At 32.6% G+C, this 12097-nt stretch carries 6 protein-coding genes and 1 pseudogene; 1 reads left to right on the top strand and 6 read right to left on the bottom strand.

The window, feature by feature from the left end; all coding sequences use genetic code 11:
- Positions 1-2: 2 nt before the first annotated feature.
- The 5 genes and pseudogenes from ABIN61_06635 to ABIN61_06615 form a co-directional block, all read right to left on the bottom strand.
- The gene (locus ABIN61_06635; protein ID MEO0293878.1) at positions 3-2297 is read right to left on the bottom strand and encodes a glycosyltransferase family 4 protein; all 2295 of its coding nucleotides are present in this window, start codon (positions 2295-2297) and stop codon (positions 3-5) included.
- Positions 2298-2468: 171 nt separating this feature from the next.
- The gene (locus ABIN61_06630; protein ID MEO0293877.1) at positions 2469-2627 is read right to left on the bottom strand and encodes a DUF5989 family protein; all 159 of its coding nucleotides are present in this window, start codon (positions 2625-2627) and stop codon (positions 2469-2471) included.
- Positions 2628-3103: 476 nt separating this feature from the next.
- Positions 3104-4873 (bottom strand): annotated as a pseudogene (locus ABIN61_06625) (carbamoyltransferase).
- The gene (locus ABIN61_06620; protein MEO0293876.1) at positions 4874-7135 is read right to left on the bottom strand and encodes a hypothetical protein; all 2262 of its coding nucleotides are present in this window, start codon (positions 7133-7135) and stop codon (positions 4874-4876) included. It abuts the pseudogene before it with no gap.
- Between the two features lie 57 nt (positions 7136-7192).
- A complete protein-coding gene (locus ABIN61_06615) occupies positions 7193-9616 on the bottom strand; it encodes a YfhO family protein (GenBank protein ID MEO0293875.1) in 2424 nt (807 codons plus the stop codon).
- A gap of 110 nt (positions 9617-9726) precedes the next feature.
- On the opposite strand from ABIN61_06615, the gene ABIN61_06610 reads away from it, so the two are divergent.
- A complete protein-coding gene (locus tag ABIN61_06610; protein MEO0293874.1) occupies positions 9727-11016 on the top strand; it encodes an oligosaccharide flippase family protein in 1290 nt (429 codons plus the stop codon).
- Between the two features lie 31 nt (positions 11017-11047).
- On the opposite strand, the gene ABIN61_06605 is transcribed toward ABIN61_06610, so the two are convergent.
- A complete protein-coding gene (locus ABIN61_06605) occupies positions 11048-11932 on the bottom strand; it encodes a cation diffusion facilitator family transporter (protein ID MEO0293873.1) in 885 nt (294 codons plus the stop codon).
- Positions 11933-12097 lie beyond the last annotated feature (165 nt).

Below are 12097 nucleotides of genomic sequence, written 5' to 3'. Positions count from 1 at the left end.
TCCTATTCTCTTTTGGTAAGAATCTCATACATTTTTAAAAGAGATAATAGCCAACAAACCAAAGATTCAGAACCCTCATTTTTATTAACCCCATCAGGAGTAAGTCCATCTTTACATCCGCCTGTTTCTGGTTTATAAAGACTTTCTCCAATTATATTTTCTCCAAGAAACCATTTAAAGGCCCAAAATGCTCTATTTAGAAAATATTTATCCCCTGTGGAAAGATATGCTTCATAACAAGCATCTATAATTGCAGGAATCTCTACAGGTTGCTGATCAAACTTTGCTCTTCCTTCATTTCTTTTAAACCAACCTTTATTCCCAATTAAAGAAAGAAAACCGGTCTTTTCATCGGTTTGAACTTCAATTAACCATTTCAACGTTTTTAGACCCCAATCTTTCATCTCTTCATTTTTAAAAATTCTTCCTGCTTCTAACAAAACTTGGGGAAAACGAGCATTTTCATATGAAACAATATCTTCTAACCATATCCAATCTGAAGAAGAATTCTCTTTAAACATATTAAGAATTCTATTTGCCAGTGTGTAACCAAGATCCTTTATTTCGCTTTCATTGGGGAATTTCTCAAGATATTTCGTAATTCCAAGAACAGAAAAAGCCCAAGCTCTTGGAGAAGAAAATTGAGAAACTCTATTCAAACAATTATGGAAAAGCTCAACCGCAAGATGTCCCATTTCCTCTGTAGGAGGATTATTAATCACTGTGCCAAAAGTCCATATTAACCTTCCATGACAATCTTCTGAAGTATCCAAATCCTTCCACCTTCTATCAAAACTCAAAAAAACCCTCACCTTACCCTTACTATGATCATAGGCATCCGCTAAAAAAGAAAGATATTTGGTAAGCATGGGAAGGATAAAATCATATTTAAAAACACTCCAAACTTTTAAAGCAACAATTGCTGCTCTTGCATTATCATCCGTTGTATATCCATACCGCCTATCAGGAATTGAATACTTAGAATGTTGAAAAATCCCAGTATCATCAGTGAGAACTTTAAGATAATCCAAATTAAGCTTAGGCAAATCTTCCGTCTTTAAAAATAACCCTTCTTCTCTAACTTGCTCTTTCTTTTCTAATATCACCGGCTTTATTCTCTCTGATTCTCTAACAAAAGACTCAAGATAAGAAGAAGCAACTTTTGGCCATATAAAATTTCTCCCATACTCATAGGCTTTTCTTCTTAACTCATTTCTTTTTCTCTCATTTCTTATCAATTCCTTTATAGCTTCTGCCATAGCCCTAGCATTTCCAAAGGGAACAATAAACCCACGTCCATCCCCAAGAAGTTCTTGAGCATGCCAATAAGGCGTAGAAATAACAGCTCTCCCTGAAGCAACCGCATAAGAAAGAGTTCCTGAAGAGATTTGTTCTTCTGAAATATAAGGTGTAATATACAAATCTGCCATCATTAAGTATTTATTTAATTCCTTAAAAGGAACAAAACGGTTATGAAAAATCACATTTTCTTCTAATTTTTTTTCTTCTATAATATTATTTAAAAATTCTCTATATTTTTCTCCAGAACTAATTCTTACATTTGGATGGGTTTCTCCTAAAACAAGATAAACAACATTAGGATACTCTTTCACCACCTGAGAAAGAGCTTCAATAACTAACTCTATTCCCTTATTTGGGCTAATTAAGCCATAGGTCAGAATTACAAATTTTCCTTCTAGATGAAACTCTTTTTTATAATGAAGAGTATCTTCAACAAAAGGTATATCAGGAACCCCATGGTGTATCTTCTTTATTTTAGAAATTGGAACCCCATAAATTCTCTGAAGCAATTCAAAACCTTTATCAGCTAGAACAATCACCTCTTTAGAAACCTTACAAATTTCCTTTAATATTCGTTTCTGATTTCTTGTAGGCTTTGTGAGAATTGTATGCAAAGTTGCAATCACAGGCTTTTTTAAATTTTTAATAAGTAAAAGGATCCACTCCCCATCCGGCCCTCCATAGATTCCAAATTCATGCTGAATAGAAACGATATCTACCTTTGATAAATTCAAATAATCAGCAGCCAAAAGATAATCTCTTTTATTCTTTATACGAATCTCAAAACTCACTTCAGGGCCATAATTATATAATCTTTCAGAATTGCTTAAAGCTATCACTTCTAAATTCCTATTTCCACTAATAGGAAGCTCATATAAATTAGAGATTGCCTCTACAAGGCTATTTGTAAAAGTAGCTATACCACATTCAATAGGAGGGTATGTTGAAACAAATGCAATCCGAAAATCCTTTATTTTTTCTTTAACTCCATCCATTTTCAAAATCCCTTAAACAAAAATATATAAAATATGCATTAAGTCAATAACAATTTTTATATTTTCAAGTTAAAAACTTGGTTAAATCAAAAGGACTTTTTAATAACCCCAAAAGAATTAACAAAAAGTAATATTTAAGTATTTAATTACCAAGCTCTTACATTAATCTCATTAAAATAAAGTATAAATAAAAGGTGCCAAAGCTGAACCTTCTGTAAATAAAACAAGGGCTCCGAGTAATAAAAGGAAAAAAACAATTATCGCAAGAACCCATTTCTTTCGTTCTCGCAAAAACTCCCAAAATTCAAGAAATACTGACATTTTAGACATAAATCATCCTCCTTTTAAAACTGCTTTTCAAAACATCTTTTTAAAGAATCCTCTCTTTGATGTATTTTCCAGTAAGTAGTTTCTCCCTTCTTGAATTTTAAATCCAGATATTGCTTCCCAAAAAGACGAGAAAAGAAACTTATAGGAGTAATCACAGAAAAGAAAAACATAGAGAGAATAATCCTTGTCATTATCCAACCTAATCCTTTTCCAATATAGTGAAATATAAAGAAAATGGGACTTAGAACAATAGGGAAAATCAAAGCCAATAGTAGTATAGAGCCTGCAACAAGGTAAAACGGGGAGTAAAGAAACCCTCCCCTTATCCATTGAAAAGTCCCAAAAAGTCCTAAAATTACGGATAATCCAATCCCAAATTTACGTAATTCTCTCGAATCTTTTATTTTATCAGGTTTCAAATTAACTTTCTTTAAACTAAACTCATTAGATAAAAACTTTATTGAAAAATTGTTTAACTGTTCTTTTTTATCAAGAAGATAATTACCCATCACTAAATAATCCATTCCACTTTTAATAAAACATTTATAAGCATCCAAAGGAGTGCAAACGATTGGTTCCCCCCTAAGGTTAAAAGATGTATTGAGGAGAACAGGACATCCAGTTTGTTTTTTAAATTCTTTTAATAGCGCATAATATCTTGGATTAGTTTCTTTATCCACCGTTTGGATTCGTGCAGAATAATCAACGTGGGTTACCGCAGGAATTTTAGACCGAACCACGTTAAGTTTTTCTAAACCCACCAACTTTTCTTCTTCCTCTGAAAGGGGCAAACGTTTATTATGAGCCACATCAGCAACAAAAAGCATATATGGACTTGGACGATCAAAATCGAAATATTCCGAGGTATCTTCTACCAAAATAGATGGGGCAAAAGGTCTAAATGATTCACGAAATTTAATCTTTAAGTTCATCTTCCTTTGCATTTCAGGCAACCTAGGATCTCCAAGAATACTTCTTGCCCCTAAGGCGCGAGGGCCAAATTCCATCCTACCCTGAAACCAACCAACAACTTTCCCTTCTATCAATAACTCAGCCACTCTCTCTATCAAATCCTCATCTAAAAAATAATGATAAGGAATCTTGTATTTTTCTAAAAACTCTTGGATCTCTGGATTCGTGAATTCGCAACCAAGAAAAGAACCCTTTTGTGCATCTTTTCCTTCTAAAATTAAACGTTGATTCCCAAGATACTCATACCAAACAGAAAGCGCAGCGCCCAATGCACCTCCGGCATCTCCAGCTGCAGGCTGAACCCAGATATCTTTATAAGGAGTTTTACGAAGTAACTTTCCATTTGCCACACAGTTTAATGCAACTCCTCCAGCGAGCACTAAATAATCAGCTCCTGTTTCCTTTCTCGCATTTATACACATCTTCTCTAACACAATCTCAGTAACTTCTTGAATTGACCTTGCGAGATCCATATCTTTTTGGGAAATAGGTCCATCAGGCTCTCGTGGAGGGCCATTAAATAAATGATGAAATTTTCTATTTGTCATCGTAAGTCCTACTGGAAAATTAAAATATTCAAGATTTAGATGAAATGATCCATCTTCTTTAAGATCAATGAGATTCTCTAAAATAATTTGAACGAATTTTGGCTCTCCATAAGGTGCCAAACCCATCACTTTATACTCATCAGAATTCACCTTAAACCCAGTGTAATAAGTAAATGCCGAATAAAGCATACCAAGAGAATGTGGAAATTGAAGTTCCTTCAAAATAGAAATTTTATTATCCACTCCTAAACCAATGCTTGTTGTTGTCCATTCCCCAACCCCATCTGCAGTAACAATAGCAGCTTTTTTAAATGGGGACATGAAAAATGCAGAAGCCGCATGAGAGCGATGATGTTCAGGGAAAAGAATCTCTCCTTTAAAATTAGGTAGCGCTTCCTTAATCAAACTTTTTATCCAGAGTTTTTGCTTTACCCAAATAGGAATTGCTTTTATAAATGAAGGAAGCCCTTTTGGAGCATAATGCAAATAAGATTCTATAATCCGTTCAAATTTCAAAAATGGTTTCTCATAAAAAGCCACAAAATCCAATTCCAAAGGAGAAATTTTCCCCTCTTTTAAACAATAATTAATCGCTTGAGTAGGAAAACGATAATCGTGTTTAATGCGAGAAAATCTTTCCTCTTGTGCTGCAGCAATAACCTCACCATCTCGGATCAAAGCAGCAGCACTGTCATGATAAAAAGCAGAAATACCCAAAATATCCATTTATTCTCTCACAAGTTTCAACTTTTTTTCTAAACCAGAAGGGTCAGGGTGATTTGGTCTTATAGCTTTAAGTTTCTTTAAATATCGCAATGCTTCTTTCTTCTTGTCTAAATAGTAGTTTGCAGCCGCCATATTATAATATAAATCAGGATCTTTTAGTCCCAACTCTTCGGCTCTTTGCAAATAAAGTAAGGCTTTATCAAACTCTTTCCTAAAAAGAAGTATTTCCCCAATAAATTTATTTGCAATCCCGGTTTCTTTCAAATCTAAAGATTGACTCAATAACAAAAAGGCTGTGGATAAATCTTTTTCTTTCAAAAAGATTTTAGCAACGTAATTATAATTTTCCGCAAAAGCTTGAGTTTTAGTTCCCTTCTCATATTTAATAAGCTTTAAAATTTCTCTTTTTCTAGGACCAAAATATTCAAGAAGTCTGTATAACTTATCAAACTGCCCTGATACAATATAGACATGAGCAAGGGTATTTAGAAATTCTCGGTCTTTTTTAAGTGTAGAACTTGCTTCATCAAGATACATCAAAGCTTTTTCAATATCTCCTTTCTTTAGATACAAATGAGTAAGCCACTTAATTGCAAAATCAAAATTTATAATTTTAAGAGACTCTTCTAAAACCGAAATAGCTTCCTCTTCCTTTTTTAATTCAATCAACATCTTAGCAGCACCTTCATAGAACATAACTTCGTGAGGGATTGTATAGATAAGAGCCTTGTATTCCTTATAAGCTTTCTCATATTCCCTTCGATCTTCATAATAATGAGCTAATTTAAGATGCCCCACCTCTATACCAATCTTTTCATCTATAAGAACCTGCAAGGCCACAGAATCTATCTTATTCCTCGGAATAAAGTTTTTGAGGCTTGTATTTTGAAGTTCTTTTGGTTGAAAAGGCCAACCACCCTTAAGCCAACGAATACTCAAATTCCCATATATCGTATCGAGCTCTGTTATGCCCCAATCCCTTTCATAAAATTCGATATCCTTAACTTTGCTAGAATCCCACTTTTCACTAATATAACCTTCTTTCTGCAAAGTTCGATAAAATCCATCTGCCATAAGAAAATAACCTTTCACATTTGGATGGAGATGATCTAACATTAATTCATCTCCAATAATCCCATTAGGAGAATTTTCTTCAAAGATTTTCTTCATCGGAACTACTGGAGTTTTATACTTTAAAGCAAGCTCATGAATAATCAAATTAAAATCTTCAGGAGCTCTAAATCGGAGACAGTCTAAATCTTTCGCTCTTACATAAAGTTCTTTTGCTTTTTTATAATTACCTTGAGCTTCTAAATTTTGTGCTTCTTTATAAACTTCTTCAGCCAAGGGAAAATTGCCTCCTTTGGCAGATTTAAAAGGGGGTTGTCCTCTAAAATTACTAACCAACTCACTAAGGACTACCGGAACTTTTGTTCTCTTTGCCAATTTTAAAATATCTTCCAAATTTCTTCTAAATTGTTCTTTTCCTCTTTCATACAAATCACTCCCAAATGGAATATCTTCCTTTCCCACGATTCGTTCCATTAAAGTTGCAGTGAAATCCTCAAATTCTTTTGTTTTGCCTTTAGAAAAGAGCCCCTTTATTTTACTAATAAGATCTCGCAACAAAAGAAAAAGACGTAAATGCACAATTCTTAGGTAAACTTTAGCAATCAATCTACTTTGCGTGGGTGATTCAAAAGAACAAACCCCAAGTGCCCCATAGAATTCATTATGTCCTGCATATATAAGGATAAGATCCGGCTTATACTTAACAATCTCATCCATAAAATCAAGTAAGGCATAGCTATTAATTGCAGCCATAGCTGTATTTACAACCTCAATATGCATACCAGGAAAGGTATCTTGAAGTCTACGCCAAAGAATCCGGGGAAACATCAGATTATTACCATATGGAAAACCAGCTGTTGTTGATTCCCCAAGAACAAAAATTCGATACCCATTTTTTGGTTTCTTCTTAAGAAATAAATCTTTCGGAGGATCTGGAACAGTAACTTGTCTATAGAAATAACGTTTACCCACATCTGGATTACAACGATAGTAATCCGAAACCTCCTCCGGGGCAGAGATAAAAAGACGTAAATCCCCTCCATAATTTAAAATTCGAAGAATCCCCTCCAAAAACATAAAAATAAAGACTGGAATAAGAAATAGAAAAAAAACAAACAAGATCCTTTTCCAAGGAGCAATTTGAGAAGAACGAAGAACAATCCTAGCCTCTGACTTTTTCTTTTTTCTCATTTTGTTGAGCTAATTATAGACAATTAAATATTAGAGTCAAGAGGGAAAGAATCCTTTCTATCTTCTTCGAAAAAAATATACTATAAATGTCCCTAAAAAAATCAAAAAACCTATAAAACTCAAAAGTGATGCTATATTAAATACCTTAGATTCATAAACAAAACTAACTTTATGTTTTCCCTCAGGAATAAATACCCCGTATAAAATATAATCTGCTTTATATATCTTTTCTTTCTTCCCATCTATATAACATTTCCAATCAGGATGATAATTCTCACTAACCAACAGAAAAGAAGGTTCCTTAGTCTCAACATTTAAGACTCTTTCATTAGCAATATTTTTAATGACTTCTATCTTACCAAGTTCTTTGGAGAGAGAAATCTTTCTTTCCACTTCTTCCTCCAAAAAAACAACTTTATCCTTTTCAAATTTAGAAGAAAGCACTTTATTTAAAACAGTTTCAGGATCTCTAACTACAACGAAACTATCTACCAAAGAAAACTTAGGGATGAAATCTCTGTTTTCCAAAACCTGATATTTCCTCCCAACAAAAGCGACTTCAAAATTGGAGTAGAAATTATTATATTCCTTGATTATTTCTTTAACCCTTTCATCATATCCAGACAAATCTTGAGGCAAACGTGGACCTACTATATATTTAACATTCAACAAAGACAATAAATGCGGAAATCTAATAAGATTTATAGGGTTGAACATAACACTTTCACCTGCTCCAATAAATTTCTGGTATCTTGCTGGAGGATTTGCGCCATAACCTCCTACATTTTCAATCTGATGGAAATGAAAATATCCATCAGTAGATCTTCCATCATAACCAAGAGGGAAAACTCTGAAAAGATCCTTTCTTTCTTTAATAAAACTTGTAACATCGTCAGCCGCAAAATATTGATCTGGAGGAGCCACACTAGAAAGATATTTCCTATCAATAGGCCAAAGGTCAAAAAACAAGAAAATTACTACAAGAAATGGGAAAACAATTTCAGGAGCGATTTTCTTTTTTAAAATAGACATTATTAGAATTCCATTTAGAAAAAATAAAAGGAAGGATAACCATAGGCTTTTCTTGAATTTTTCAAAATTCAAATTCATTATATATATTTTTTGGGAAATAGAATCTTTGCTTAAAACCTCAACCCAATTAATAGCAAAATGATTCCTCATCCAAGAAAGGAGATTTTTATCAAGAATAGTCACAATCAAAGTAAAAAGAAAAACAAATCCTATAATTCCGATTAAATAAGAAAACATTTTATCTTTCCTTTTCTCTTTTTTCTCTTTACTTATTTCTAAAATGGCCTCTGCACCAAAAGCAGATAAAACACAAATCCCAAAAACTACAAGATAGAAAAACATAGAAGGGCCTCTAAACTTCTTTGCCATAGGAATAAGATAATAATATATCTTAAATAAAGGTGTATTCTTTCCAAGACCCAAGAATAAACTAATACCAACAAACCATAAAAAAAACTTGAGTAAATATTTCTTCCCTTTATAAAAGGGACTAAAAACCAAAAGGACAAGAGGTAAAATACCAAGATATCTTGAATCAAGCTTAAAAGGATTTTCTCCCCAATAATTTTCAAGGATTCCCGAAAAATGAGGAGCAATAAGATCCAAAAGCTCAGATGTGGGTATAGACCAAGAGGTTGAATAATTATACCCTCTTGTTACTCCCCTTGCACCATAACCAAGAGAAAAAGCAGGTGGTAAAAATTTAATTAGAATTATCAAAAGTAAAACAAACATTCCTATGCTAAAGAAACCTCCAATTTTAAAAAAACCCGCTTTCCCAAGTTCCTTTCTTCTATGAACAAATTCTGTTAAAAAATAAGATAAAACACCAATCATTCCCCAATAGGAAATCTGGGAATGCCCACCAAGTAAAAATAAGCCAGTAACACCCCCAAAAAAAATAAAATCTTCAACTCTTTTATTTTCAAAAGCTTTATACAAAAGCAAAAAAGCATAAGGTAAGAAAACAATCCCAATCAATCTTCCTAAATGACCTCCATATGTTGTTGTGATTAATTGCCCTGAAAACATAAAAATCAAAGCGCCAATAAATGCAACAAAACTTGATAACCTATATACTCTAAGGAGCCAAAACATTCCTAAACCTGCGAGAAATATATGCAATACAAATAAAAGAGTCCAACCATAATATACAGGAAAAATAAGAAACAAAACAAAAGGAGGATAGACCATTCCCCCCCCTCCTGTTGAAGCCACTGTAGGATGCCCACTAAAATTATAATTATCCCACATAGGAAATCGCCAATGAGATTTTACATAACTCGCCCAGAAAGCATGATCCGTATAACCTGAGAGAAGCCAATCAGATCCATACATCATCTTAGAAGGAGACAAAACAGGAGCAAAATATATTAAAGTCAAGATAAAGAGAACAACTATAAAAATAAAATCCACTTTTTTGGAGCTTGAAATTCGACCCTTTGGCATTTTACCTCCTTTAATTTTTCAAACTTAATAAAAAGAGAAATATTGTCAAGTATATCATATAAAGAACTCTCTTGTTTTTTTTAACAAAATAAATATTCTATTCCTTAAATATGAATCAAGGAGTAAAAAAAGGATCAATATATGTTTTAATAGGAGAGGGCTTTAGTGCTATTTTTCTATCTCTTTTTGAGATTTTTGCTGGCAAATGGTTAGGAGTAGAAAAATACGGTCTTTTAAAGGTTCTTTATGATTTAATTTTTCTCCTTACGATATTTATAACTGGAGGGGTAATGGAAAACTTATCAAGAAACATTGCATTTTTTGAAGCACAAAAAGACAAAAAAGGTATTGAACAAGTGATTCAATCTTCTTTACTTATCTCCTTTGTAACGTTGGTCTCCCTCTACGGATTAATCTTTATTTTCAGAATATGGATTGCTCATAAGTTTTTTAATTATGAAAACCTTATGCTTCTTCAATTGACTCTTGGAATAAGCATATTATCGACTTACTATATTTTCTTAGGAATATCCCTTGGATACAAAAACTTTAAAATCTTCTCATTTGGCACTGGAGCAAAAGAATTTCTGACTTTAGGATTTTTATTTCTAATTATAAAATATAATAGGGAAACCTTAGCTGTAGGATGGAGTATTGTTTTATCCCCAATATTAATAATTCTTATTTTATTCATTATATTATCTAAAACTCTTAGCATCCAATGGAAAAATATCTTAAAGGATTTCAAGAAAAATAATAATTTTTTAAATGCCTTAAAATTTATAATGACTACTAAAATGATATTCATAATGAATCAATGCATTCTTAGATTAGGACCACCTCTTATAAAAATAATAGCAAAAAATAATCAAGATTATTATGCTGGAATTTATAGTGCAATAACAACACCATTAAAACTCACAAGAACAATTCTAATAGCTCTTTGTGCGGCTCTTCTACCGAATCTTACGGAAGCATATTCTAAGAAAGAAGAAAAAAGAATCAAAAGATATATATATAAAAGCTTTAGTATCTTTTTATTAATAACTTCTGGAGTAACAATCCTTTACTTTCTCCTTGGTCCAGAAATAATAAAATCAATTTATGGAGAAGATTTCTTAGCCCATAGAAGCGATACAACCTTAATTGCTCTTGGAATGTCCTTCTTCTTTATGGGAACTTTAATGGCTAATATAATGATTGCAAAAGGAACTCCTAAGGTCCCAACTATCTCTCTTTTTATTGGTTTAGTTTGCATGGTATTAACTATTATCTTTTTAAAAGATATTCTTTCCCCTCTCACTTTAATTGGAATCTCTTTATTATTATGTAATTTTATTTACCTCTTTCTCCAAACTTTATATTTTATGGGCGGAAAAATAAAAAAGAAAAAAATATAATTCCTCTTTCTCTATCACAGTTATTAATAACTTACTTCTCTTTCTCTAATCTTTCAAAAGGTTCTACGTGAAGGGTTGCTTCGCATCTTAACTCTTCTCTTAACTTATTTTCAATTTCTTTTGTGATAGAATGAGAATCAAAAACGTTCATATTTCCTGGTAAACGAATATGAACCGTCAATTCAGTATGATTTCCATATCGGTGAATATGAATGTGATGAATATTCATAACAGCTGGGGCATTCTTACTTATAATACGATGAATTTTCTCTTTAACTTCCTCATCAGGAGCTTCTCCTAAAATTTTATTAGATGCAATTCTAACTATATCGTAACCTGCATATAGAATAAGAAACGAAACCCCAATCCCTAAAACAGAATCAATCCACCATAAATATTTTCCTAAAAAAACTCCAATCAAGATTAACCCGGAAGCAATCGCATCACTCCTATGGTGCCATCCATCAGCTATTACAGATTCGGCTTTAATTCTTCTACCAACCCAAAAAGCAAACCTCGAAAGAGCCTCTTTTAAAACCATAGAAATCCCAAAAATAATTACGGCAAAAATTTTAAAAGTTGGAATGCTTATATGATGAACAAACCTCTTCCCAGATTCAACCAAAAAATTTATACCCACAACTCCAAGTAAAACACCAATAATAATGGCAGCAATAATCTCTGCTCTGCCATGGCCAAAAGGATGTTCTTCATCTGCTGGCTTCCCAGAAATCCAAAATCCTAAAATGACAACAAAAGAGGTAAAAGTGTCAGACAATGTATGCCAAGCATCTGCAGTCATAGCAATAGATTTCATCGCCACTCCAACCCATAATTTCAAAGCAAATAGAAGTATATTCACCACAATAGAGACCCAACCTTCAATAAATCCGAGTCTCTCATCGATTTTATCCATAAGATAAAGATAAAAAGCCCTTTAAATAAGTCAAGTATTACTATTTACTGACAACCCCCCAAAATTTTTGTGTCAAAAGTCGGAAATTTAGTATTTGTAAGGGTTTAGATTGTATTTTTTCAAAGAAAAGGTATTGAAAAAAACCTCCTTTCTGTATATTGAGAA

Source organism: candidate division WOR-3 bacterium (assembly GCA_039804165.1).
Lineage (GTDB): Bacteria > Hydrothermota > UBA3072 > UBA3072 > UBA3072 > JAFGHJ01.
The sequence above is the reverse complement of the archived record's forward strand: the minus strand, read 5'-3'. Positions and strand labels throughout refer to the sequence as shown.